This window comes from Salinibacterium sp. NG253, assembly GCF_015864945.1.
Lineage (GTDB): Bacteria > Actinomycetota > Actinomycetes > Actinomycetales > Microbacteriaceae > Rhodoglobus.
This window is the reverse complement of record NZ_JADYWF010000001.1, coordinates 842,313-865,772: the sequence shown is the minus strand read 5'-3', so window position 1 is coordinate 865,772 and position 23,460 is coordinate 842,313. Positions and strand designations below refer to the sequence as shown.

22 protein-coding genes and 1 tRNA gene are annotated in these 23,460 nt (G+C 61.3%); 13 read left to right on the top strand and 10 right to left on the bottom strand.

Annotated elements, in window-relative coordinates; all coding sequences use genetic code 11:
- Nucleotides 1-24 precede the first annotated feature (24 nt).
- Nucleotides 25-786, top strand: a complete 762-nt coding sequence (locus I6E52_RS04185; RefSeq protein ID WP_197155084.1) for a ribonuclease activity regulator RraA — start codon at nt 25-27, stop codon at nt 784-786.
- Between the two features lie 11 nt (nt 787-797).
- Here I6E52_RS04185 and I6E52_RS04180 read toward each other — a convergent pair whose 3' ends face one another.
- A complete protein-coding gene (locus tag I6E52_RS04180; RefSeq protein WP_197136246.1) occupies nt 798-1,484 on the bottom strand; it encodes a GntR family transcriptional regulator in 687 nt (228 codons plus the stop codon).
- A gap of 101 nt (nt 1,485-1,585) precedes the next feature.
- Between I6E52_RS04180 and I6E52_RS04175 the strand changes: the two genes are divergently transcribed.
- Nucleotides 1,586-3,145 carry an aldehyde dehydrogenase (NADP(+)) gene (locus tag I6E52_RS04175; RefSeq protein WP_197155083.1) on the top strand — a complete coding sequence of 520 codons (1,560 nt, stop codon included), beginning with the start codon at nt 1,586-1,588 and terminating at the stop codon, nt 3,143-3,145.
- Between the two features lie 113 nt (nt 3,146-3,258).
- A complete protein-coding gene (locus I6E52_RS04170; RefSeq protein ID WP_197155081.1) occupies nt 3,259-4,023 on the top strand; it encodes an SDR family NAD(P)-dependent oxidoreductase in 765 nt (254 codons plus the stop codon).
- Nucleotides 4,024-4,069: 46 nt separating this feature from the next.
- On the opposite strand, the gene I6E52_RS04165 is transcribed toward I6E52_RS04170, so the two are convergent.
- Entirely contained in the window at nt 4,070-5,722 is a 1,653-nt protein-coding gene (locus I6E52_RS04165; RefSeq protein ID WP_197155079.1) for a DUF5671 domain-containing protein, read from the bottom strand.
- Nucleotides 5,719-6,177 carry a hypothetical protein gene (locus tag I6E52_RS04160; protein ID WP_197155077.1) on the bottom strand — a complete coding sequence of 153 codons (459 nt, stop codon included), beginning with the start codon at nt 6,175-6,177 and terminating at the stop codon, nt 5,719-5,721. Before I6E52_RS04160 ends, I6E52_RS04165 begins: the two co-directional genes overlap by 4 nt.
- A 113-nt stretch (nt 6,178-6,290) precedes the next feature.
- Between I6E52_RS04160 and I6E52_RS04155 the strand changes: the two genes are divergently transcribed.
- Complete coding sequence (locus tag I6E52_RS04155; RefSeq protein WP_197155075.1) at nt 6,291-6,923, top strand: hypothetical protein; 633 nt, start codon at nt 6,291-6,293, stop codon at nt 6,921-6,923.
- Nucleotide 6,924: 1 nt separating this feature from the next.
- Here I6E52_RS04155 and I6E52_RS04150 read toward each other — a convergent pair whose 3' ends face one another.
- The gene (locus I6E52_RS04150; protein ID WP_197155073.1) at nt 6,925-8,622 is read right to left on the bottom strand and encodes a sodium:proton antiporter; all 1,698 of its coding nucleotides are present in this window, start codon (nt 8,620-8,622) and stop codon (nt 6,925-6,927) included.
- 151 nt (nt 8,623-8,773) lie between these two features.
- Here I6E52_RS04150 and I6E52_RS04145 point away from each other — a divergent pair, with 151 nt between their 5' ends.
- The 4 genes from I6E52_RS04145 (at nt 8,774) to I6E52_RS04130 (ending at nt 13,428) form a co-directional block, all read left to right on the top strand.
- Nucleotides 8,774-9,949 carry an ABC transporter substrate-binding protein gene (locus tag I6E52_RS04145; protein ID WP_197155071.1) on the top strand — a complete coding sequence of 392 codons (1,176 nt, stop codon included), beginning with the start codon at nt 8,774-8,776 and terminating at the stop codon, nt 9,947-9,949.
- A gap of 82 nt (nt 9,950-10,031) precedes the next feature.
- Nucleotides 10,032-10,907: a branched-chain amino acid ABC transporter permease gene (locus tag I6E52_RS04140; RefSeq protein ID WP_197106114.1), complete on the top strand. Its 876-nt coding sequence runs from the start codon at nt 10,032-10,034 to the stop codon at nt 10,905-10,907.
- Between the two features lie 2 nt (nt 10,908-10,909).
- Nucleotides 10,910-12,715: a branched-chain amino acid ABC transporter ATP-binding protein/permease gene (locus I6E52_RS04135; protein ID WP_307842373.1), complete on the top strand. Its 1,806-nt coding sequence runs from the start codon at nt 10,910-10,912 to the stop codon at nt 12,713-12,715.
- A complete protein-coding gene (locus I6E52_RS04130) occupies nt 12,712-13,428 on the top strand; it encodes an ABC transporter ATP-binding protein (RefSeq protein ID WP_197155069.1) in 717 nt (238 codons plus the stop codon). The genes I6E52_RS04135 and I6E52_RS04130 overlap by 4 nt, the downstream gene beginning before the upstream one ends.
- Nucleotides 13,429-13,530: 102 nt before the next feature.
- Here the strand turns inward: I6E52_RS04130 and I6E52_RS04125 are convergent, their stop codons facing one another.
- From I6E52_RS04125 to I6E52_RS04115, 3 genes are all read right to left on the bottom strand, one after another.
- Complete coding sequence (locus I6E52_RS04125; protein ID WP_197155068.1) at nt 13,531-15,240, bottom strand: MDR family MFS transporter; 1,710 nt, start codon at nt 15,238-15,240, stop codon at nt 13,531-13,533.
- The gene (locus tag I6E52_RS04120) at nt 15,237-15,863 is read right to left on the bottom strand and encodes a TetR/AcrR family transcriptional regulator (RefSeq protein WP_197123781.1); all 627 of its coding nucleotides are present in this window, start codon (nt 15,861-15,863) and stop codon (nt 15,237-15,239) included. The genes I6E52_RS04125 and I6E52_RS04120 overlap by 4 nt, the downstream gene beginning before the upstream one ends.
- A gap of 74 nt (nt 15,864-15,937) precedes the next feature.
- Nucleotides 15,938-16,573 (bottom strand): MBL fold metallo-hydrolase, encoded by a 636-nt coding sequence (locus tag I6E52_RS04115; RefSeq protein ID WP_197155067.1) that lies wholly within the window; start codon nt 16,571-16,573, stop codon nt 15,938-15,940.
- A 56-nt stretch (nt 16,574-16,629) separates the two neighbouring features.
- On the opposite strand from I6E52_RS04115, the gene I6E52_RS04110 reads away from it, so the two are divergent.
- Entirely contained in the window at nt 16,630-17,562 is a 933-nt protein-coding gene (locus I6E52_RS04110; RefSeq protein ID WP_197155066.1) for a diacylglycerol kinase family protein, read from the top strand.
- Between the two features lie 21 nt (nt 17,563-17,583).
- Here the strand turns inward: I6E52_RS04110 and I6E52_RS04105 are convergent, their stop codons facing one another.
- The gene (locus tag I6E52_RS04105) at nt 17,584-18,051 is read right to left on the bottom strand and encodes a hypothetical protein (protein WP_197155065.1); all 468 of its coding nucleotides are present in this window, start codon (nt 18,049-18,051) and stop codon (nt 17,584-17,586) included.
- Nucleotides 18,052-18,130: 79 nt separating this feature from the next.
- On the opposite strand from I6E52_RS04105, the gene I6E52_RS04100 reads away from it, so the two are divergent.
- Nucleotides 18,131-18,203: transfer RNA gene (locus I6E52_RS04100), tRNA-Glu, on the top strand.
- A gap of 466 nt (nt 18,204-18,669) precedes the next feature.
- Here the strand turns inward: I6E52_RS04100 and I6E52_RS04095 are convergent.
- Nucleotides 18,670-19,491, bottom strand: coding sequence for an alpha/beta fold hydrolase (locus I6E52_RS04095; protein ID WP_197155064.1), 822 nt, complete (start codon nt 19,489-19,491; stop codon nt 18,670-18,672).
- 150 nt (nt 19,492-19,641) lie between these two features.
- Here I6E52_RS04095 and I6E52_RS04090 point away from each other — a divergent pair, with 150 nt between their 5' ends.
- Together I6E52_RS04090 and I6E52_RS04085 are read left to right on the top strand one after the other, a co-directional pair.
- Complete coding sequence (locus tag I6E52_RS04090) at nt 19,642-20,502, top strand: helix-turn-helix domain-containing protein (RefSeq protein WP_197155063.1); 861 nt, start codon at nt 19,642-19,644, stop codon at nt 20,500-20,502.
- Nucleotides 20,503-20,567: 65 nt separating this feature from the next.
- Complete coding sequence (locus I6E52_RS04085) at nt 20,568-21,131, top strand: hypothetical protein (RefSeq protein WP_197155062.1); 564 nt, start codon at nt 20,568-20,570, stop codon at nt 21,129-21,131.
- 22 nt (nt 21,132-21,153) lie between these two features.
- Here I6E52_RS04085 and I6E52_RS04080 read toward each other — a convergent pair whose 3' ends face one another.
- Nucleotides 21,154-22,023 (bottom strand): helix-turn-helix transcriptional regulator, encoded by an 870-nt coding sequence (locus tag I6E52_RS04080; protein WP_197155061.1) that lies wholly within the window; start codon nt 22,021-22,023, stop codon nt 21,154-21,156.
- 160 nt (nt 22,024-22,183) lie between these two features.
- Between I6E52_RS04080 and I6E52_RS04075 the strand changes: the two genes are divergently transcribed.
- The gene (locus I6E52_RS04075; protein ID WP_231601760.1) at nt 22,184-23,428 is read left to right on the top strand and encodes an acyl-CoA dehydrogenase family protein; all 1,245 of its coding nucleotides are present in this window, start codon (nt 22,184-22,186) and stop codon (nt 23,426-23,428) included.
- Nucleotides 23,429-23,460 lie beyond the last annotated feature (32 nt).

Sequence of the window (23,460 nt, the reverse complement as noted above, 5' to 3'; positions counted from 1 at the left end):
TCGGCCTAATGGAGGGTTTTGAGAATGCACACCAATTCAGCGAATCGCAATGAATTCGGGAAACCGCCGGAGGCAACCACCGCTCCTCTGAGCCCGGAGGCCACAGCCGCACTCGGCATTGTGAGCACTGCAACGATCACCACGCAGCTCATGGCGCGAGGGCTCCGCAACACCTACCTCGAGGGTCTCGAGTTTTCGAACCCGTCCCGTCAACGACTGCTGGGGGAGGCGTTCACGATGCGCTGCATCCCCGCGCGCGAAGACATCGACGTGCCGTCGATCTTTCAGGACTACGACCACCCGCAACGCATCGGCGTCGAGTCGGTCGGAGAAGGCCAAGTGCTCGTGATCGATGCGCGCGGCAAAAAGCGAGCGGCCTCGATCGGGCACATTCTGGCTACCCGTCTCAAGCTTCGCGGCGCTGCTGGCATCGTGAGCGACGGCTCATTCCGCGACATGGTCGGCTTTGAAGGGCTTGATCTGCCCACGTTTTCGGCAGGGGCCTCGCCGACCACCAACCTTGCGCAACACCACGTGGTCGACTTTCAGATCCCTATCGCGTGCGCCGAAGTTGCCATCTATCCCGGCGACATCATGGTGGGCGACCGCGACGGTGTCGTGTGCATCCCGCGCCACCTGGTCGAATCAGTGGCGCGCGACGCTCTTGAACAAGAAAAGCTGGAGGAGTTCATCCTCACCAAAGTGGAAGATGGCAGCCCGCTGCGCGGCACCTACCCGCCCGACGAGGCGCTCCTCAAGAGCTACCACGAACTGCTACCGGGGTAGGCGTGAACTCGCTACAGTCCGAGCTCGCGCTGCGTGACGCGGTCGATGGATGCGCCGATGTGGTCTTTCATGAGTTGGGCAGCCTTGGTGGCATCCCCGCTGCTCGCCGCGGCATAAATGGCTTCGTGCTCGCTGGCTTCAATCTCGCGTCGCGGCCAGTTCTCCCACAGCACGGCGGCGACGGCGAGAGCCGTGAGATCTTGCAAGCGGTCGAGCGAATTGACGATGAACTCGTTCTCGCTATTGGCATACATGCCGCGGTGAAAACGGCGGTTGGCGAGCGCCGTCGATGCGTTGTCGTTTGCGGCGGCGAACGTTCGCGCATCCACCAGGGCCTGCCCGGCGACGGTAAATTCTCGTCCACTTCGCGCGGCGTCCAGAATGGCCCACGGCTCCAGCAGCACGCGCTCTTCGTAAATGTGGCGGATGTCAGTGAAGCTCAAGCGGCGAACCGAAATTCGTCGAGCTTGAACATCCAACAAGCCCGAACGCTCGAGCACGATCAACGCTTCACGAACCGGCGTTTTCGAGACACCGAGCTGCTCGGCGATCTTTCGTTCGACGAGCACTTGACCGGGCTCCAGCGCCCCCGAAACGATCGCGGACCGAAGTGCGTCAATGATCTGATCTGTGCGCGTGGGACTGTCCGCCTGCGGAGGCAGCGGGGACGGAAACGTAGCGTCGAGCGACTGGGTCATGGAGGTCAGCCTAAACGAACACACGCTTGCGGCGGCAAATTAGGGCCGACTGGCGCTTCGTCGGCTCCCGCACACCAGCCAACAATCGACCCCGGAGAATCATGCTGACAACGACTAATCCCACCACTGGCATCACTCAAGACACCGACATTGAGCTGACCTCTGCGGCCGAGACAGCGGCACTGGCGGCATCCGCTCAGGCAGCATTCGAGACTTTGAGAACGAGCAGCCGGGAATGGCGAGCAGGTCTGCTTGAAGCACTTGCCGACCGACTCGAAGAGCGCCGCACCGAACTCGTGGCCGTGGCGGATGCCGAAACGGGCCTCGGCGAGGGCCGTTTGAATGGCGAACTTGGTCGCTCCCAATTTCAGTTCCGCCTCTTTGCTGAGGCGCTCCGTGAAGGCAGCTATGTGGAGGCGACGATCGACCATGCAGGGGACACCCCGCTCGGCCACGGGCCGGAGCTGCGACGCATGCTCATCCCAATCGGCCCCGTCGCCGTATTCGGGTCGAGCAACTTTCCCTTTGCTTTCTCGGTGGTCGGCGGAGACACCGCCTCGGCGCTGGCAGCAGGCAACAGCGTTGTCATCAAGGCGCATAGCTCGCATCCGCTCACCTCGCGCTTGTCGTTCCGTACGTTGGCGGATGCCGCAACGCGCTACGGGGCCCCGGACGGCACGATCTCCATCATCTTTGGCACGCAATCCGGGCGTGATCTCGTGGCCGACCCGCACATCGCGGCGGTAGGTTTCACCGGCTCGCTCGGAGCGGGAGAAGCGCTGATGGAGATCATCGCCACCCGCGAAACGCCGATCCCGTTCTACGGCGAACTCAGCAGCCTCAACCCGCTGGTCATCACCGAAGCAGCAGCCGAGGAGCGCGGGGCGGCCATCGCCGAGAGCCTCTTCGGATCATTTACGTTGGGCGCCGGCCAGTTCTGCACCAAACCCGGTGTGGCACTGGTGCCGAACGGGGCCAGCGGCGATGCGATCCTCGACGGTCTCCGTGAGCGAACCGCCGCGGCTGGAGGCTTGGTGCTGCTCAACAGTCGCATCTCAAGTTCGCTCACCGACATCCTCGGACGGATCACGGGTGGCGGCAGCGCGCGAATCATTGCTGCAGGCACTAACGGTGATGCGGGAATCCGTGCGACGCCGACCCTGCTTGAAATTTCGGCGGATGACTTCACTGCCGCTACCGCAGAAGAAGCCTTCGGCCCCGTTCTCGTTGTGGTGCGCTACAGCTCGCTTGAGCAGGTGTTCCGTGCCATCGACGTGATGCCCGGCTCACTGACGGCCACTATCCATCACGGTCACGATGAACCTCAGGTGGTGCAGGAGCTGAGCGACAAGATCGCGCCGACCGTTGGCCGTCTCGTTTTCAACGGATTCCCGACCGGGGTGCGCGTCTCGTGGGCCCAGCACCACGGTGGCAATTGGCCGTCGACAAATTCGCAGCACAGCTCGGTTGGCGTGAGTGCGATCCGGCGGTTCTTGCGACCGATCGCGTTTCAGGATGCGCCAGAAGCGGTACTGCCCGAGGAACTTCGCGAGAACTTCACCGAGATTCCCCGCCGCATCGATGGCGTTCTAGTTCTTGCCAGTGACAGAACACGCTCGCTGGGGCACACTGGCAGCGGTGAGCAAAACGCCATCTTGTAGCCTTGTTATACCGATATACCACGTAGTATTCGCCTGATTTTTGTACGTCAATTGCACCCGTGTGAGCGCACAGCTTCGCCCACGCGACCCGAAGTTCAAGAGAAAGAGACACCATGCAGATCAACCTCAGCGGACGCCGCGCACTCGTCACAGGATCAGGTCAAGGAATCGGTGCCGCAATCGCGCTCGGCCTCGCTCAAGCGGGCGCCGACGTTGTCGTGCACTATGCGAATAGCAAGGATGCCGCCGCCGATGTCGTTGCCCAGATCGTCGCCCTCGGCCGCACTTCGGTCGCAGTGCAAGGTGACCTCACCGACTCTGCCCAGGCAACATCCGTCGTGGATGCCGCTGCGGAAGCGCTTGGCGGTCTCGACATCATCGTCAACAATGCGGGAAACCTCGTGGGGCGTCACACGATCGCCGAGATGAGCGATGAGCACTGGCACCAGGTGATGGATGTCAACGCTACGAGCGGGTTCTTTGTTACTCGGGCTGCGATCCCGTACCTGACGCAGTCGAGCGCCGGCCGCGTCATTATGATGTCGTCGCTCGCTTCTGAGAATGGTGGTGGCGCCGGTGCTGTTGCTTACGCGACGGCAAAGTCCGCCATCGTCGGCTTCACTCGGGGTCTCGCGAAAGAGCTTGCGCCGTCGAACATTACCGTCAACGCTCTCGCGCCGGGCTTCATCGGTGACACTCCGTTCCACAACAACTTCACGCCCAGCAGCGCGCAGCCCGGAATCATCGCCGGTGTGCCGTTGGGGCGCGCGGGAACCGTGGAAGACGTCTCTGGCGTCACCACATTCCTTGCGTCTGATCTGTCGTCGTACGTGACGGGGCAGGTTCTCGACATTAACGGTGGGCTGAACTTCCGCTAACCAGAGGTTCGGGTTCAGCTGACTACCGCTTCAGCTCGCGACTGCTTCAGCCCTTCAGGGGGATGACTGCGATCTTGCCCTTTGCCCCTGCCACGACGAGAACGTTGCTGGCCTCGATTCCGTCGAGGGCGGCAATGATTTCGGCGATGCCGGGCTCAAGCGGCGAGGCCGTTGCGCGCTGAAGAACCGTCACGCGGGCTCCGGTTGCGGCACGCACGGCATCCACAAGCTCGGCGTTGTCGTGGGAGGCCACGAGCGTGACGTGACTGATGCGACGAACGACCTCTTCAGTGACGCTGGAGGCGCGGTCGCGTTGCCAAATTGCGAAATGGTAGGCCGCAACAAGAAGGGTGGCGGTGAGCAACCCGAGGGCCTGGCGTGAACGCTCAACGAAGCTTTCACCGCTGCCACCATCGAGCAAGAACGAGAACAGCTGAAAGCCGATCACGAGCAACGTGATGAGTGCCACGAGTGCGCTGAGGCCAAAAATGATCACGAGATAGATGCGCCGACCGGGGGTCGCCACGCGCTCAGGGTTCGAGGCCTGCCGTGGAAGCCAGGCCCTCCACCAGAAGACGCCGCCCACGAGCAGAGCACTGAGCCCACCCAACAACAGGCTGCGGATGTTGCCCTCAAGAAGTGAGTTGCTGGTTGTTGCGAGCAACGCATTTACTGTCACGCCCACACCCGTCGCGGCTACCGCGAGGGAAACTCCAGCGCTAGCAAAGCTGACCGCGGAGCGCACGCCACGGGAGCGTGCCCACACAGTGGGAGCGTGATAAGTGAAGACAATCACGCCCACCGCGGCAGCCGAAAACGCGCTTCCTAGCGGATCTAGCGTTACCGAGAGCGGTTCCTGCAGTCGCGCGAGCAGCGACAGAATCACCCACACGACAACGGCGGTGCCCACGACGTAGGCCGCAATCGAGGCGATGCCCGAGATGAACACCAGCAAGACGTTGGCGAAGCCGTGCAATTGCGATCGCACGCCGGCGCGGAACCAATGCCACCACCACAACAGTGCGCCGCCGGCCGCCCAGACGAGCGCCTGCAGCACGAGCTGCCACAGCGGGGCAGTCACGATAACGCCGCCCACCAAGGCAGCAAGCGCACCGTCAATGATGCGCGCGAGAGCTACTGCCAGTCCACCAGCAAGATAGACGAGGCCCAGCAGCGACGCGATTGCCGGCGCCGCACCGGCGAGGCGGGTGGGTGCTTTGAGCGGATGCCGCCACATCCAGTAGTGCCACGCCCACACCAGACTCCAGACGATTCCCACCGCAAGGCCCGAGGGCCGCCAGCCGTTGACGATCGCATCGGACGCCCACGAGAACAACGAAATGCTGGCGACCAGAAGCGCGACCGTTGACATCACGACGAGATATACCGGCCAGAGAATGGATGCCCGATCTCGAGCCATTGCGGCGTCGCGCCAGGTCAGCCACCAGAGCCCCGCCGCGAGAGGTCCAGCGACGAGGGCGGAGGCGAGTGATGTCGCCAAGCCGTAGTTATCGAAGCTCACCTCGACACGTCCAGCGCCGAACAGTCGGTCGAGCAGGCCACTAAGTCCGCTCGCCGCAATAACGACCGTGGTCGCTAACAACCCGTAGGTGATCACTCGGCGCACAGTTTGCACGCCACCGACCGCTGGCGTCGCTACCGCTGAGGGCGGGGGAGTTGTTGTGCGTGAGGTAGTCATTCGCCGAGTCCTTGGTTGTAGCAGAGCGTGAGGTCCCACGGAGCTGACTCAATCCGCCATGAGCGGTCTTCGAGAACGAGGGTGAACACTTCTTCTGACACATAGCCGGAGCCGCCGAAGTCACCGCTGCCGCGTTCCATCGACACCCGCACCACCGCGGTGTCGTCGTTGATGGTCGACGAGATGACGGTCATCCTCAGGCCCTGCAAGGTGCTCGGATCGGCGGAGTCACAATTCTCACGCAGCTCGGCGGACAGAAGGTCGCGCGCCGTCGCGTAGTCGCTATCGACAATCGCGAGCGAATAGGACTGCACAACGCCTTCGGGCGTTGCCGGATCGAGCACCGTCGGGCCGCCTCGGGTGAACACCACCACGAGCGCAATCACCACGATGGCGGCGATGACGGAAAGGATCACGATGAGCGTGCGATCGGGGCGTGCAGTGGTTGGTTCCATGACGCCAGCATGCGCCAAAAGTGACGCTTAGTCCATACTCAACAATGTTCACGATCGCGTCACCCGCTCGTCAACACTGTTGTGGCGATTCTAGGGAATGCTACGTTTCATCCATGTCAGTAGCAGTCGAGTCATTTTATGTCGGCGGCGTTAAGTCGGGCGCCTTGCTGCGCCGCCTGAACGCGGACCGCATCACCACGCTGCTGGCATTTCAGAGTCCAGACGGGCCTCTCATCCAGCTTGAGCAAATGACGTGGTTCGCGCCATCTCCTTTGGAGTGGACCAAATTCCGTTTCACTGACCACCTCGCGGGAGTCGAGACCGAGAGCACCCGCGAAAAGTGGCTGGAGAGTCAACAAAACACGCTCAATGCTGAGTTCGGCGAAGCGATCCCCAGCTATCTAACGCACGTGCTCCTCGCCTCCTTTCTCCAGTCACGTGCAGAGAGCCGTGACTTCGGGCAGTTCGCAGAGGGAGCCCCCGACACTGTCGTCGCTGCACAGTTCATTCGCGGTGAGACCGAAGAGATTCAGGTGGGAAGCAACTCAATCGCGGCGCAGAAAGTGTCACTTGTGTTGGACGGTCACGTGACAAACACCTTCTGGGCTAATGGGCAGAGCATCCTCAAGTCGGATTGGAATGGGGCCGAGTCGTATCCAGTACCCACCCTTGATGATGCGCTTGACGGTCTCAGCACGCCCATCGTCGAGATTGTGACCGCGTTCGCGCACGCCATCGCCGAATAGATCAGGCGGTTGGCTTGCCGCGCATCTCGAGCGCGATCTGTGAGGCGTCGAGATTCGCCAGGGCATTCTCCAGCAGGTCGGCATCGAAAATACCGTTATCGCGTGCGTCAAGCAGAGCCGTGCGCTGAGCGTCAATGACCGCCAGTCGGTGGCGTTTCTCGTCATCGAAATCAGCGTCCAGCGGAGCGTAGGCGTTATCGCTATCAACAGCAGCACCGTTGACATCCAGCCGCGGCGGGATGGTGCTCGCGCTTGCTTTCAGGAGGGCAAAAAGGCGGGTTCGTTCTTCCCGTTCTCGCTCAGCGACCGCGACCTTATCGACCTTCGGTGAGATCCGTCGTACGACGGTGCCGATCGTTCCACCTTGGACGAGCAGTGACATCGCCGCCACCGCAAACGCAATCAAAATGAGGGTCGAACGCTGAGGAGTGTCAGAGGGCAGCGTCTGAGCCGCAGCCACCGTGATCGCGCCGCGCATGCCAGCCCACACCACCGTGGTGCCCTCGCGCCAACCCAAGGGTTCACGCCGAAAATACTCAATATCGGCCAGCGACCGAGTGACCAGACCTGTCACGCGTTGAAGATAGCGTTCTGAGCGTGCCGGATTGTGTTTGCTGCCGCGCTCCGCCGCATCCTGAATGTCCTTCGGTGCATTTAGCCGCTCTTGCACCACCTCCATTCGCGACTTCATTGACTCGTGCCGTTTCGAACGGCGGGCCAAGAACGCGAGAAGGGGAGCGACATACGCTGCACGCACCACGACTGTGATCACGAGAGCCCCGGCCGCGATCAGCACCGCATTCCTTATTCCTGCATCATCGTTTTCGACATCCGTCAGAATGGCCGAAATCTGAAGACCCATCATCAAGAAAATCGCGCCCTCAAGAACGAGCTCGATCATGCGCCAGTTCTGGGTGTCCGAAAGTCGATTCTGGGGCGAGAACAATCGTGGTGCCCGGATGCCGGTCACAATTCCTGCAACAACAGCGGCGACCAGCCCCGAGGCACCCAATAACTCGGCAGGAACCGACGCAATAAAGGGGACCGTGAACGAGATCGCCGTGTTGACGGTGGGATCGGTGATGCGTTTGCGAACAACAAGGTTCAGCCAACCAACCGCACCACCAATGACGAGGGCGATCAGGACCGAATAGGAGAAGGAGCCGACCGCACCCCAAAAGGAGAACGTTGCTGCTGTCGCCACAATCGCGGCCCGCAGCAGCGCGAGGGCAGTCGCATCGTTCAGCAAGCTTTCGCCATCGAGCATGGCAACAACCCGCTTCGAGACTGGTGTCTTCTTGATGATGGATGCTGCAACGGCATCCGTGGGGCTCACGATGGCGCCCAAAGCGACCCCCCACGCAAACCCGAGCCCCGGAATCACGAGCATGAAGAACACGCCAAGGATGAGCGCAGTGCCTACAACTAGCACCACGGACAGCCCGCCGATGGCCCCAAACTCCCGGCGGAAGTTCATGGTCGGCAAGGACACCGCTGCCGAATACAGCAACGGCGGAAGGATGCCCTGAAGAATCAGCTCAGGATCGATCTGCACCGAATCGAATGCCGGCACGAGACTTGCGGCAACGCCAATGGCAACGAGTACGAGCGGTGAAGCGACTCCGAAGCGGGGGCCGAGGAGCGTCGCAGAGGCAATCACGATGAGCGCGACCACGATCACGATAAGCAGTTCGGTCATGTGCTGAGCCTTTCAGGGAAATTTATCGAAAAGCTGACAGCCCGAATGCGAGGCTGGTGTTTCGGGGGCAAGCGCGGAAAAGCTAGACTCACACAGGTGAGTTTGCCTAGGTGTTAGGTGGCTCATGCACCTTGGCCAAGGAGGTCCACTTATGAAAAGTAAACTGTTTTCTGCCGCTGTCTGCGGTTCCACCCTATTGCTTGCTCTTACCGCCTGCAGCGCTGCCGGAGAGTCGGGATCGACCGCTACCGGCGAATTAACCGGAACCGGTACTGGCGCAGAATGCGTCATCGATTCTGCAATTCCCATTGGTGCGTCCTTTAGCCTCACCGGTGCCGCTGCACAGTACGGTGCTGGGCAGAAGAATGCACTCGAACTTGCGGTCGAGACTCTCAACGCGGTTGGCGGAGTCACGTACGACCTCACGGTCGAGGACGACGCGACCGACCCCAAGGAAGCCATCCAGGTCTTCGACGGCTTCATTAGCGCTGGCGCTAGTGTCATCATCGGCCCGACGCTGTCGAACACGGCAAAGCAAACAGACCCGATCGCGCAGGACGCTGGCGTTCCCGTGCTCGGTGTGTCCAACACTGCAGCGGGCATCACCGAAATCGGTGACTACATTTTCCGCGACTCCCTCACTGAGGATGCCGTCATCCCGCAGACTGTTAAGGCTGCTGTTGACAGTCTCGGTGTGCAGAAGGTCGTTGTCATGTACGCCAACGATGATGCGTTCACCGAATCTGGCTACCAAGCTTTCGCTGCCGCTCTCGAGGACCAAAACGTTGAGGTCGCCGAAACTCTCACCTTCTCCAAGGCTGACACGGACTTCCGCGCCCTGCTCAACAAGGCGAAGCAGTCTGACGCCGACGCGATCATCGTTTCTGGTCTCATCGACGCTGCAGTGCCGCTCGTGACTCAGGCCCGTGAAATCGGCATCGACACCCCCATCATCGGTGGAAACGGCTTCAACTCGCCCGCACTCATCGAAGGTGCTGGCGATGCTGCAGAAGGCGTCATCGTGGGAGCCGCGTGGAACTCTGCTTCAGACAACGAGCAGAACGTGAAGTTCATCGATGACTACACCGCCGCCTACAGCTCAGCTCCCGACCAGTTCGCCGCTCAGGCGTACGCCGGAATGCAGATCATTGACCAGGCAGTCCGTTCAGAATGCTCGGGCGAGCGTGACGGTATCAAGGCTGGCCTTGGCACAATCACGGATGTTCCTACCGTTCTCGGTAATGTGACTCTGAACGCGAACCGCGACGCTGAACATGACGCTCTCGTGCAGATCGTTCAGGACGGCCAGTTCGTCATTCTGAACTAGCGTCACCGCACCGCACCGCCAATACATGCAGACTGCGTGCCGCCTTCGGGCGGCACGCAGTCACAGAGCAGGGACACCACCAATGCAACTCTTTCTGGACGGGATATTTCTCGGCTCGATCTACGCGTTATTCGCGATCGGGTTCACTCTGGTATTTGGCATTCTTGACCGGCTGAACCTCGCCCATGCGGCAGTGTTCACCGCCGGCGCCTTGGTCGGTATCGAGATCGTCACCGTCTTCGGGGTTCCGATCTGGCTGCTCATCCCCATCGTGCTGGTGGTTGGCGCGATCCTGGGCATTGCTATCGAGCGCATCGCTTTCAGGCCGCTCGCCGGTCGCCACGATGCGCACTTCGCGGGGCTCATCTCCTCGATTGCGTTCGGCGCGATCATCCTCTCTCTATTGCAGGCGCTGTACGGGGCCGATACCCGTCGTTTTCCCGCGGATGCCTTTCCCACTACGCGCGTGGAAATCTTCGGCGCGACAGTGTCCCTGCTTCAAGTCGTCATCCTCATTATCAGCGTCTCGCTCATGGTCGTTCTCACCTGGCTCGTGGCCAAATCCAAGCTGGGTCGAGGAATGCGCACGATCGCCGAGAACCCGCACGCCGCCGCCGTCCTCGGCCTTAACGTGGGCCGCATCAGCAGCACAACCTTCGCGCTCTCGTCTGCACTCGGTGCGGTTGCCGGTGTGTTGTTCACCCTGAACGTGAACGCGGCATCCCTCGGTATCGGCCATGCCGTTGAACTCAAGGCCCTCGCAGTGATCATTGTCGGCGGAATGGGATCCCTGCCGGGAGCGCTCGTCGGTGGTCTGATCCTCGGTCTGGCCGAAGTGCTCGCCGTCAACTACATCGGCAGCTCGTGGCGAGACATGGTGGCGTTCGGTCTTCTGTTCCTCATCCTCATACTTCGACCGCAGGGCCTCTTCGGCGCTCGCAAGACGCGGGAGGTCTAATCGTGATCGCGGAATACTCGTCACTCATCACCCTGATCGCCCTCACGGCGATTCTCGCCTATAGCTTCTACGCCGTGCTCATCGCCGGCCAGTTGAGCTTGGCGCAGGTAGGGCTCGCCTCGTTGGCGGCCTTTACCTCGGCGCTTGTCGTACCCTCCGAGCCACTGTTTGGCTTCATCCCGCCGCTCATCATCGGCATCGTGTTCGGCATGATTGTCGGCGCCTTCGCCGCGTTTATCTTGGGACTGCCTGTCATTCGCCTTCGTGGCGTGTTTCTTGCCATCGCAACTCTCGCCTTCGGCGAAATGGTGCGGATTTTTCTGATCAACCAGACCTGGACGAACGGTGCGCAAGGGTTGAGCTTCGCCAAGCTCGTTGGCCCCGGCGTCGCCTGGATCGCGTTGATCGTCGTGGCGTACTGGTTCTGGCGCCTGTCTGGTTCCCGCCTCGGACGCGCCTTTGCCGCAATTCGCGAAGACGAACTGGCCGCAACCACCATGGGCATCGACGTTCCTCGGTACCGGATGGCGTCGTTCGTGATCGCCGGAGCAGTTGCGGGCCTCTACGGCGTCCTGCTCGCTCACTTCTCCCGGTTCGCTGACCCGAACGAGTTCTCGTTCACCGCTGCGGTGGATGGGCTTGTCACGGCAGTCGTCGGCGGTGTCACGCTGTTCATCGGCCCCGTTCTTGGTTCCGCTTTCCTCAGTTTGCTTCCTGAAGTGCAGCGCGCGATCGGAATCGATGCCGGGTGGATTCGCCCCACGATTTCGGGTGTGCTTCTTCTTGTCGTGATTCTCTTTCTTCCCGGTGGCCTCTCGGGGCTTATCCCGGTGCGAAAATCAGCCAAGCGACTGAACATTGACCCGTCATTCCAGCCCACGCTGCCTGCCCTGCCAGCTGTTGGTTCTGAGCTTGTCAACCTCAGTGGCCTTGGCAAGTCATACGGCGGAGTTCACGCCGTGCAATCTGTTGACCTCACGGTGAATGCTGGAGAGGTGCTCGGACTGATCGGGCCGAACGGCGCGGGAAAGACCACCCTCGTCAACATGGTGACCGGCCTAACGCCGCCAACGACGGGAACCGGCAATGTTCTCGGCGTTCCTCTCACCGCCAACACGAAAGCTCACCGCCTGGCGCAAGCCGGAGTGGCGCGCACCTTCCAGCAGATCAAGCTCTTCAACCGTCTCTCGGCGCTCGAAAACGTGCTCGTCGGCGGCTACCGCATCACGCAGGACACACTGTTGCGTCGGCTTTTCTTCTTGCCCTCAGCGCGGCGTCTCGAGCGCGAAGCCGTCGCGATGGCCTCCGCCCAGCTGGTCCGCGTGGGTCTCGGCGAGAAAGCCGCGAACGCCGCCGGTGACCTCTCCTATGGCGACCAACGTCGACTGGAGATCGCCCGCGCGCTTGCCTCGCATCCGTCTCTCCTCGTGCTCGATGAGCCCGCAGCGGGAATGAACCATGTCGAAGCAGCAAGCCTGTCGGAGCTCATCCGCTCGCTCGCCGCTGACGGAATCGCCGTGCTCGTCATCGAACATAATGTGCGGATGATGCTGGCCACGTGTGACCGCATCATGGTGCTGAACTTTGGTGAGATCATCGCCTTCGGAGAGCCGAGCGAGATCGCTCGGGACCCGCGCGTGCTCGAGGCCTACCTCGGCTCAGCGGGCTCCGATGAAGACGAGGAAGCGGCATCCGTGCTCGCCGCCGAAACCCTCGCCCACGTTGTCGATGACCGTGCAGCCGAGCACCCCGAGCGTGATGGTGCTGCTGCGGCCGACGACGCGACCAACCCGGAGGAGAACCGATGAGCGACCCGATCCTGAGTGTCACGGGCCTGCAGGTGAGCTACGGGCGCGTGGAGGCCGTGCGCGACGTGTCCTTCGAGGTGCCGGTCGGCTCGCTCGTCACGCTCGTCGGCGCCAACGGTGCAGGCAAGACTTCGGTTCTCAACGCCGTATCGGGGCTCTTGCGCCCGCGCCAAGGAGTCATCACTTTCGAGGGCACAGATGTCACCAAGTGGCCGGCGCACCGCCTAGTGAAGGCGGGGCTCGTGCAGGTGCCGGAAGGTCGCGAGATCTTGGGCACCCTCACCGTTGCCGAGAACCTCACCCTTGGCGGCTGGCACCGCAGCAACAGTGCGATGCACACAAAAGTGGCCGAAGTCTACGAGCGATTCCCCGTGTTGTTTGAGCGTCGCAAACTGCATGCTGGCGCGCTATCGGGTGGAGAGCAGCAAATGTTGGCAATTGCTCGCGCTCTGATTGCCGAGCCGAAGATTCTGCTCCTCGATGAACCATCGATGGGGCTGGCGCCCAAGATCGTCGACGAAGTGTTTACCGTGATCGAAGAGATCCGGCAGACCGGCACCACCGTCGTTCTTGTCGAACAGAACGCCCGCCGTGCCCTCGCCGCCGCTGACTACGGGTACGTCTTAGAGACCGGCGAAGTGTCGCACTCTGGCCCCGCCCATGAACTGCTCGCTGACGAGAAGGTCATCGAGGCCTACCTCGGCCTCGACTAGGGCAGACAGCGAAAGACCCGCAACACTCTCGTCGTTGAGTGACGAGGATGCTGCGGGTCTAGCCACGCAGTGAGGCGACCTGTGTGGTCGCCGCCACGAGAACTACGGCTGACTGCGGATGATCGAAATAGGCCCCGACTGATCGCTCGCTGTCGTCAGTTGGTGCGAAGCGGCATCCGTTGCCTTCGCTTCGGCGTCGTCGTCCTCAGTATCGTCGCTGTCATTGTCGTCCCCGAGCACATTGAGCGATTCCGTGGCTTCTCCGCGGTCGATGCTGGTTGCCAACGGAACCTCTTTGAGGAACATCAGCAGCACGGCCGAGAGCAGAACCAGCGGCACCATGTAGAGGAACACCGGTGCTAGCGAATCGTTATAGGAGCTGACGATGATCTCGCGCAGTGCATCCGGAAGGTCGCGCACAGCAGCTGGCGTCAATGAATTGGTGTCGCCGGTGGCGCCAGCGGCAGTAGCCGGAAGGCGGGTGCTCAGCAGATCGGTGAGACGAGCAACGAACAGGCTGCCGACAACTGCGGTGCCGATTGAGGCACCAATCTGGCGGAAGTAGTTGTTGGATGCCGTAGCGGTGCCGACCTGCGAGTTGGGGAACGTGTTCTGAACGATAAGCACCAGAATTTGCATGCTCATGCCGATACCGAGCCCCATCACGGCGAGGTAAGAGCAGAGAATCCAGAGGGGGAGGTCAGGCGTCATAGTGGAGAGCAACGCCAAACCGGTAGCGAGAACAAAGGCGCCCGTGATCGGTAGCCACTTGTAGCGACCGGTGCGACTGACCAGTTGGCCCGCCGTTACCGAACTCAGAAGAAGCGCCCCCATCATCGGAATCATCAAGAATCCGGCCTGGGTTGCATTTACTCCCGTCACCATCTGCAAGTACGTCGGCATGTAGGCGAGGGCGCCGAACATGGCGATACCGGTGATGAGACCGGATGCCGTCGTGAGTACAAAGTTGCGTTCCTTGAACATGCCCATGGGCATGATCGGCTCGGAGGCGGAGCGTTCCACCATCACGAAGGAGAAGGCGGCGACAACGGCGATGATGATTAGCGAGATGATGAGCAGCGAATCCCAGTCGTACTGTGTGCCACCCCACGTTGTCGTGAGAACAACCGCTGCCGAAGCAATGGCGAGCAACACCATGCCGGCGACATCGATGGTCGGCTTGCGCTTGTTGTGTTTCGGGAGCTTGAGCAGGGTGACGGCAGCGAGGATCGCTAGGGCACCGAGCGGGAGGTTCATCCAGAACGCCCAACGCCATCCGATCGACTCAGTGAACCAGCCACCGAGTAGTGGCCCGGCGACGCTTGCGAGAGCAAATACGCCACCGATTGCGCCCATGTAACGGCCACGCTCGCGCGCGGGAATCACATCGGCAATGATCGCCTGCGACAGAATCATGAGGCCACCGCCGCCGAGACCTTGAACGGCGCGGCCGACGATCAGCCAGGTCATGTCGGGGGCGAGGCCGCCGACAACCGAGCCAATCATGAAGATAGAGATTGCTCCGATGAACAGACCCTTGCGGCCAATGAGGTCACCGAGTTTTCCGTAGACGGGCATCATGATGGTCGCAGCCAGGATGTAGGCAGTCGTGACCCACAACATGTGGTTCACGCCATCGAGCTCTCCCACAATGGTGGGGAGTGCGGTGCTGAAGATGGTTTGGTCGAGAGCTGAGAGCAGCATCGTCACCATGAGACCCACGAACAGCAACAGGATGCTGCGCTTCGTAGCGGGATCGTTGAAGGATTCGGGAGTGACGTCGGCGACAGGTGGTTCGTTGGTGGTTGTCATTGAAGTGTGTTCAGTGTTTCTCGTGTAAGTCCGATCGCGCGAAGGTACATGGAGTCGATGTCGGCGGTAGCGCCAGCAGCAATCCATTCCTTGACCGCGATTCGAACGGATGCGACGCAAGTGGCTACGGCAATTTCGGCGACGTGTTCGGGGTCGCGGGGGAGCGTAGTTTCTCGCTTATTGAGGAATTGGACGACGGCAGCAGCCATCGTGCTGTTCAGTTGCGTGAATTGGTGAATCTGTCGGCTCAACAAACGCGGGTGTTCTTGAACAAGAGCCATCCGCTGTGTTTTGAGCTGAGTTCGTGCGGCCATCGGGCCAAAGATGTGGAACATGGTGGAGACGATCGCAACGACCAAGTCATCGGTTTCTGCGCCGGCGACTCCAGCGTCAATCGCGCGCTGAACTTCTCCCATGTCTTGAGTTCCGAGGATGGCATCCTCTTTGCTCTCGAAATAGTTGAAGAAGGTGCGCGGCGAGATGTCTGCACGGTCGCTGATCATGTCGACCGTGGCGCCATCAAGCCCTTCAGCCGTGACGATTTCGACCGCGGCAGTTTCGATGCGCAGTCGCGTTTCGATTCGTTTGCGGTCGCGGAGACCGAGGGCAGGAGTATCAGGCACTCAGCAATAATTGCAGAGACTGCAAAAATGCACAACTGCAAAAAGCTGAGAGAGTGCTTAGAGCTCCACGCTGACTAGAGCGTGATGGATTCGCCCGGCTGCAGAACCGTCAGTTCGCCGCCGTAGCCAGCCATGGCATCCGTAATTCTGGCGGCCGAGAGGGCAAGTCCCTTGTCGGAGAGCACGGCATCGTGCGTCTGAATCGCGCGCTTCGGGGCCAGCTCGGTCACGTAATCCATGACCTCGCTGATCTTGAGCCACGGAGCGCCGGCAGGGATCGCGGCGGCCGCCACAGGCTTCGGCGGCACCGTGAAGGAGTCGCCGCCGTACCAAAACTCACCATTCACGAGCACTCCGAGGTTGTCGATCATGGGGATCGAGGGATGGATGACGGCATGCTCGCCGCCGAAGAACTCGAGTGTCCAGGCCCCCGCGGTTTCGCTCGCGCCGTCAACAACCGTCGTGATGTTCCAGTTAGTGGCAGCGGCCGCGACTCCGGCAGGACCGAAGATGGGCGCGTCGGGATTGTTGTCGCGAATGCGCTGCAGTTGCTCGTCGATCCAGTGGTCGGGGTGTTGGTGGGTGATCACGATGGCGGTCACGTTGTCGAGCGCGGGAAGTGGCTCGGTGAACCCGCCGGGATCGATGACGAGGCGCTCATTCTGGTGTTCGAGAACGAGGCAGGCATGCTCATACTTGGTGACCTTCATGCTTTGAGCCTAAGCCTGTGGTGCGCTCGATGCGAGACAGTGCGACATACTGAAGTGTGGAGTCGATCAAACCCCTGCGTCTAGTTGTCGCGATCAATCCCACAGCATCGTTTGGCCGCGGCAAGAACGTGGGCCCGCGTGCTGTTGAAGCGTTGCGTGCGCTCGGGCATGATGTGACTGCCCTTGAGCAACCTAATTTCGCCTTGCTGTTGAAGCGCGGGCGAAAAGCTGTCGCTAAAAAGCCAGACGCGCTGCTGGTGGTTGGCGGCGACGGCATGGTCAATTTGGGCACCAATTTGGTAGCAAAAACCAAAGTGCCGTTGGGCATCATTCCGTCGGGCACTGGCAATGACATGGCTCGGGGTCTCGGCATCCCACTGTCTGATGTGGATGCCGCTGTCGCAAGTATTGTGCGCGGCCTGGCGAGGCCGCCGCGCGCGATCGATGCCGGCAGCGTTACCTATGTGGATGACGCCACGGGGTCGGCCGCGACCCGCTGGTTTGCGTGTGTGCTCTCCGCCGGTTTTGATGCGATCGTCAACGAGCGTGCGAACCTCATGTCGTGGCCGCGCGGTGCCAGCCGCTACACGGTCGCGCTTCTCATTGAACTGTTGCGCTTGCGCCCGATCCACTACAAGCTCACCCTCGACGACGTGGTGATTGACACCACGGCGGCGCTTGTCAGCGTGGGCAATAACGTGTCGCTCGGTGGCGGCATGAAGGTAACGCCCGATGCGATTCTGGATGACGGCCTCGCCGATGTTCTCGTCGTCGAAGCTCTGTCACGGTTAGCTTTCTTGCGCGTCTTCCCGCGCGTCTTCAGCGGCAAGCATCTCAGCGACCCGCGCGTGACGGTCTATCGGGCTAAGCGAATCCGTATCGAGTCCGAGGACATCATGGCGTACGCCGATGGGGAGCGCTTTGCGGCGCTGCCGATCGATATCAAGATGGTTGCCGGTGTGCTGAACGTTCTGGATCAGCGGCCGTAGCCAGCGCCTGCTGGCGTCCCGCTAGACAGTGGGGGATGCGGCGTCGGTAGCGATGCACGCGTAATCGGTCATGAGCGCGCCATCGTCGGTGGAACGCTCGGAGATGATGAATTCCTGGTCGGGGCGCGCTGCGCCATCCGCCACTGTCTCTTTGAACGCGCTGAAGGTGTCAGAGCAGGCTGAGGAGACCGCGTTCTGCAGGCCGCCGGCGTCGGTGATGGCACTCTTCTTGAGTTCGCCCTTGCCGATCACAATGTGGCTGTGATCTGTGGTGCACGGGGTCACTTCTGCTTCGCTGAGGTTGCTGCCCTCTACGAACGTAAAGCAGTCATCGACAAGTAATTCGGTGGAGCCGATGATGGTCGGCTCGAGCACTTGGCCACTGTCATCGCGGGGAATTTCAGGGGAGAGGAATGAGCACCCCGTGAGTGCGGCGACAGCCGCAACGGCAATAAAAGTGGCAGTGGTGGCGCGCGTGAAGGCAGTCAAAAATGATCCTGTGATTATAAATTGGCAGAAGTGGGAAAAGTAGCGCCAAAGGTGTGGCATACTTTTCTAGTTGTTGTGAGGCCCCATCGTATAGAGGCCTAGTACGCCGCCCTCTCACGGCGGTAACGCGGGTTCGAATCCCGCTGGGGTCACAGTAGCAAAATCCCGGTCTCGTTCGTGTGAACAAGACCGGGATTTTATCGTTAACGGGACACCCAATTCAGGGGGTCAATTGCGCCTTCATTGCGCGGTACCCGCGGTAGTGCCGACGTCAGCGTTGAGCTGGCTGGGGAGGATCGTCCGGCCGACGCAACCCTTGCTTCGTGATGAATTCTCGTTACGGTGGAGGGGTGCGTAATTTCAGCGCAGTCGGGATGTGATGCACATGTTTATGGGCGGAAACGGTCAGTGGGTTCGCGCCCGCAACGAGGCCGGTGCCAAACTTTTTCTTCAAGAGAAACAGCTAGAGGCCGAACGTCATGCGGCCTCTCGGGCTCGCTCCCGAGCATTCTGGAAGCGAACCCGTCGACGGGTGCGTGAATCGTGGCAACGCTGGCGAACTAAGCGTCAATCACACTGAGCGCCAATCACGCAGATCGCCAATCACGCAGAACGTGCTTACTCCGCGATGAACTCGAGAATGTCGCGGCCGAGTTGCTCCTGATAGTCGCCGTAGATGCCGTGGGGCGCTCCCGCATACACCTTGAGCGTTCCGTGCTTCACGAGGGCTGCGGCTTTGTGGGCGGCATCGTCGATGGGCACAATCTGATCGTCGTCGCCGTGCGCGAGCAGGATGGGAACATCCAGTGCCTTCAGGTCTTCGGTGAAGTCGGTTTCAGAGAATGCCTTCACGCAATCGTAGGCAGCGGCCAGATTGACGTTCATGCCCTGACGCCAAAACTCGCGCTTAGCACCCTCCGACACGGCGGAGCCTTCACGGTTGGCGCCGAAGAATGCCTCGGTCAAGTCAATGTAGAACTGCGACGCATCCTTCAATACACCCGCACGGATGCCATCAAAGGCTTCCATGGGCAAGCCATCGGGGTTGGTGTCGCTGACCACCATCTGCGGCGGAACAGCGCCGGCCGTGATGACCTTCGCGACGCGGCCGTTGGCGTGCTGAGCGGCATAACGCACCACTTCACCGCCGCCTGTTGAGTGGCCGATGACGACAAGATTGCTGAGGTCGAGGTGTTCGACGAGCTCAGCGAGGTCGCGGGCATAGGTATCCATGTCATTGCCGGTGTAGGTCTTAGAGGAGCGACCGTGTCCGCGGCGATCGTGCGCGATGGCGCGGTAGCCGTTGTCAGCGAGCAGTTTGATTTCGACTTGCCAAGCATCCGAGGAGAGAGGCCAGCCGTGGCTCAGTAGTACCGGCTGACCGGCACCCTGATCGGTGTAATAAATCTCGGTTCCGTCGGAGGTGGTGAAGTAGGGCATTGCGGGTTCCTTTCAAGTGGTGGGGAGAACTCTGTCTCAGGCTAGAAAGGCAATCGCTGGTGCGCGTGCCCCCACGAGTCCTAGGCAGGTACCCTCAGAGGCCCGTACCGGACTAGATTTACTAGTGCGGGAATTGGGAAAGGACCCCTCGTGGCCGATCAACAGGGTGCGCTCGGTGAGTACTTGTGCGCTCGCCGCGGAGTGCTCACGCCCGAGCAAGTAGGGTTGCCGGCTGACCCTCAGCGCCGTGTCGCCGGGCTGCGTCGTGACGAAGTCGCCGCGCTCGCGGGCATCAGCCGTGAATACTACGTTCGGCTCGAACAGGGCCGAGATGATCGCCCGTCGATGCAAGTGATCAGTGCGCTCGCGCGAGCGCTTAAACTCGACGAATTTGCTGTCCGTTACCTCGTTCGGTTGGCAACGCCTCAAGCGCCTCGACCGCAAGCAGCGGGGCCGTTGCCGGATGCCATCACCGGCCGTCTACTCGAACAGTGGCCAGATAGCCCCGCTCTCGTTCTCGACCCTAACCGCGACATCGTCGCCAGCAATTCACTGGCCCGAGCTCTTGTTCCCGAGAGCTTTCAGGTTGGTATGAACCTCATGCTCAATACCTTCTTGCCTGGTGCTCGCACGCGGCATCCTGATTGGAGCGGTCTCGTCTCTGATCACGTTGCGGCGCTTCGCTTCTACAGTGATCCGACGGATCCGCGTCGGCAAGAGATCGTCGCTCAGCTGCTGCGTGAACAGCCTGAGTTTGCTCGCTGTTGGGCGCGCCATGACGCTCGACCGTTTAGCGACAGGACCTTTCGTGTGCCGATTGCGGGGGTCGGGGAAGTGGAACTCAACATCCAACTCTTCTCGCTGCCGGTGCATTTTGGCTACGAGCTGATGGTGGTGTTTCCCACCCCCGGATCGCCCGCCGCCTCCGCTCTCGCGTACCTCGCCGCTCGCGGTACTGGGCCAGGCGTTACCCCCACACGCTTCAGCGAGCCAGACGCGCCGACGCGCTAAATCGCCGTGGTGGGTGGCCCCACCGGGGCTAGGCTGCCGCCACCGTCGCGCCCTACGGTGAGCACATGAACGAAGATGTCGATCTCGCCATTGCGCGCCAACGTGCTCTGGCGACCGCGCACCTCAGGAACTGGCGCGAAGTGCCAGCAGTGCTGCTGGATCGGCATCTTGAGGTGCTCGCCTCGAACCCGCTCGCTCGAGCGCTCTCCGCCAGTTTTGAGAGGGGCGTGAACCTCGCTCGTTTCACCTTTCTCGAGCCCACTGTCGAGCGCAGCGGGGCATCCTTCACCGCGGCGGCAACCCAGATCGCCGGGATGCTCAACGACTCGCTCGCGCTTCATGAGAGCGATAGCGAATTTCGGGAGATAGTGGGTGAGCTCTCGGCCAAGAGCCACACATTTTCCGAAGTGTGGGCGAAAGACTCGATCGGAGCGCAGGTGACGGGCACCGTCAGCTTTACTAATACCCGCGTTGGCACGCTCAGCTTGGGCTATAGCCTCGTGAGAATCCCCGAAGACACCGACGACTATCTACTCGTTTTCTGCACGACCGATGATGCCGCGCAGTCGCAACTCGATTCACTGATAGCGCTCATTGCGCACGATCCTCCGTCTTGCAGTGAGGGCTGACCAGGCTCCGCGCGAGAAGCAATTAGGCACCAGGAGATAACTGGTCGGAACGGAAGTCGGATGCCCCGGGCCGTCGAATCGACACCAGGTACGCGATCGCGGCTGCAGCGTGAGTGTCGGGCTCGACAAGGTAGGTCACGAGATATTGGCCGGGAGCATTCGACACTTCGAGGGCTTGCCACCGAAATTCGACCCAGCCGATGGGGTCAACGTGCACGTGGAGTGTGCCGCCCGTATGAGGTCGCGCCTCGTGCCGAGCCCAGAGTGGGCGAAAGCTTCGGTAGGTCGTCGACAAATAGCCGACGACCTCGTGCAGCCGCGGATCATTCGGGTCGCTCGAGAAACGAAGGGCGGCGAGCATCTGGTTGAGAATGGACTCCCAGCCCTCCAGCACCGCGGCAGGCTGTTCCTCCTCGATCGCGCGGGCGTACCCGCCGAAAGCGTCAATGAGCTGATTGTGCCCCGGTTGCACTTCGGGACTGAGGGCGCGCATTAACTGATTGGCGGCGAGCACATCATGGTTGCGATCAAACAGGTAGGCGGGGGTGTGCGACCAGTAGTCGAGCAATCCCAGTACCGACTCCGACAGCGGATGCGAACGCATCGTTTGTGACCCCGGGCGCGCTAGTCGAAAGAAATAGTCGCGCGCATCGTCATCCAAGCGCAGCGCTCGCGCCAGCGCACTGAGCACCTGGTCGGAGGGATGCTGATCGCGGCCCTGCTCGATGCGCACGTAGTAATCGACGCTGATGCCCGCGAGTTCGGCGACCTCTTCCCGACGAAGCCCCGACACTCGCCGACCCGCCGCGGCGGGCAGCCCAACGTCGGCGGGCTGCAGCGAATCCCGACGCGCTCGCAGATAGCTGGCGAGCGGATTCGGCTCGTGGGCCATCGGGTCTCCTCGTGCTCTCGGCAGCGTGCTCAGTGCTGAATCTAGTACACGATTCGTAACAGAAAGTAGCGAGAAGACACATGCTCGACGCGTGCCGCGATGAGGCTCAAGATAGGGCTCACACCCCATCCGGAACCCTGACTCACCAAGGAAAGCGACCATGCCACATCTCACTGCCACACCCACTGCGATCGAGAATCGCTGGGCGGATAGCGCCCGCCCCACCACACCAGAGGGCTGGCTTCAGCGCGCTCTAGAAGTGTCTGACATCTTGGCCGCAGATGCGGTTGAGCGTGATGTCGCGAACCAGCCGCCGCACGCCGAAGTGGCGCTTCTCAAGAACTCAGGGCTCGTCACGCTGCTCGGGCCGGCCGAGCATGGCGGCGGCGGGCAGGAATGGGAGACCACCTACAAGGTCATCCGCACGATTGCGCGGGGTGACGGCTCGATCGGTCAACTGCTCGGCTACCACTATCTCTGGGCGTGGGCGGCGCGCCTCGTCGCCACCGACGAGCAGATCGTTGCCGTGGAGAAGCACTACACCGAGAACAACTACCTCTTTGGCGGTGCGGTGAATCCACGCGATTCCGATTTGCTTGTCACCGATGAGGGTGACGAGATCGTTTTCACCGGCAATAAGTCGTTCTCGACGGGCGGTGTCGTTTCGGATCTCACCGTGCTCGAGGGCATCCTTGAAGGAACCGACACTCATGTTTTCGCCATCGTGCCGACAGACCAGCCAGCAATCGTGTTCAACGGCGACTGGGACAATCTGGGCCAACGACTGACCGAATCCGGCTCCGTGCAGATCAATGGCGTGCGCACCGGCTGGTCGTCAGCGCTGGGATTCGTGAACAAAGAGTTCCAGCCCCTCACCTACGGCACTCTCAACGTGCCAGCGATCCAACTGGTCTTCGCGAACTTCTATCTCGGCATCGCGCAAGGAGCGATTGAAGCCGCGTCGTCGTACACGCGCACCAAGAGCCGCGCCTGGCCCTATGGCGGTGACAACAAAGCGCACGCGAGCGAGGAGTGGTACATCCTCGAAGGCTATGGCGAGCTGCAGTCGAAGCTATGGGCGGATGAGGCCCTGCTCAATGCTGTCGGCGCCGAAATCAGTGCGGTGCTTCACGCGCCGCGCACCGAGCTCACCGCACGCCGCCGTGGCGAAATCGCCGTGCGCATTGCAGCCGGGAAGCTGCGCATCAGCGACGACGGCTTGGAGGTCGCAACGAAGGTGTTCGAGCTGACGGGTGCGCGGGCATCCGCCAACTCAGTGGGCCTCGATATTTTCTGGCGCAACCTGCGCACCCACAGCCTGCACGATCCGGCGCCGTACAAGAAACGCGAAGTCGGTCAGTACGTGCTGCTCAACGAAGTGCCAGAACCTAGTTGGTACACCTAAGTAGCGTTGGGCGTTGGGCGTTGGGCGCTGAG

Bases quoted from the DNA above. Each gene is read 5' to 3' on its own strand.
- I6E52_RS04130 (WP_197155069.1), top strand. From the start codon at position 12,712: ATGAGCGACCCGATCCTGAGTGTCACGGGCCTGCAGGTGAGCTACGGG.
- I6E52_RS04125 (WP_197155068.1), bottom strand. From the start codon at position 15,240: ATGACAACCACCAACGAACCACCTGTCGCCGACGTCACTCCCGAATCC.
- I6E52_RS04080 (WP_197155061.1), bottom strand. From the start codon at position 22,023: ATGGCCCACGAGCCGAATCCGCTCGCCAGCTATCTGCGAGCGCGTCGG.
- I6E52_RS04165 (WP_197155079.1), bottom strand. From the start codon at position 5,722: ATGACTACCTCACGCACAACAACTCCCCCGCCCTCAGCGGTAGCGACG.
- I6E52_RS04185 (WP_197155084.1), top strand. From the start codon at position 25: ATGCACACCAATTCAGCGAATCGCAATGAATTCGGGAAACCGCCGGAG.
- I6E52_RS04155 (WP_197155075.1), top strand. From the start codon at position 6,291: ATGTCAGTAGCAGTCGAGTCATTTTATGTCGGCGGCGTTAAGTCGGGC.
- I6E52_RS04140 (WP_197106114.1), top strand. From the start codon at position 10,032: ATGCAACTCTTTCTGGACGGGATATTTCTCGGCTCGATCTACGCGTTA.
- I6E52_RS04170 (WP_197155081.1), top strand. From the start codon at position 3,259: ATGCAGATCAACCTCAGCGGACGCCGCGCACTCGTCACAGGATCAGGT.
- I6E52_RS04150 (WP_197155073.1), bottom strand. From the start codon at position 8,622: ATGACCGAACTGCTTATCGTGATCGTGGTCGCGCTCATCGTGATTGCC.
- I6E52_RS04145 (WP_197155071.1), top strand. From the start codon at position 8,774: ATGAAAAGTAAACTGTTTTCTGCCGCTGTCTGCGGTTCCACCCTATTG.
- I6E52_RS04175 (WP_197155083.1), top strand. From the start codon at position 1,586: ATGCTGACAACGACTAATCCCACCACTGGCATCACTCAAGACACCGAC.
- I6E52_RS04095 (WP_197155064.1), bottom strand. From the start codon at position 19,491: ATGCCCTACTTCACCACCTCCGACGGAACCGAGATTTATTACACCGAT.
- I6E52_RS04075 (WP_231601760.1), top strand. From the start codon at position 22,184: ATGCCACATCTCACTGCCACACCCACTGCGATCGAGAATCGCTGGGCG.
- I6E52_RS04115 (WP_197155067.1), bottom strand. From the start codon at position 16,573: ATGAAGGTCACCAAGTATGAGCATGCCTGCCTCGTTCTCGAACACCAG.
- I6E52_RS04160 (WP_197155077.1), bottom strand. From the start codon at position 6,177: ATGGAACCAACCACTGCACGCCCCGATCGCACGCTCATCGTGATCCTT.
- I6E52_RS04180 (WP_197136246.1), bottom strand. From the start codon at position 1,484: ATGACCCAGTCGCTCGACGCTACGTTTCCGTCCCCGCTGCCTCCGCAG.
- I6E52_RS04085 (WP_197155062.1), top strand. From the start codon at position 20,568: ATGAACGAAGATGTCGATCTCGCCATTGCGCGCCAACGTGCTCTGGCG.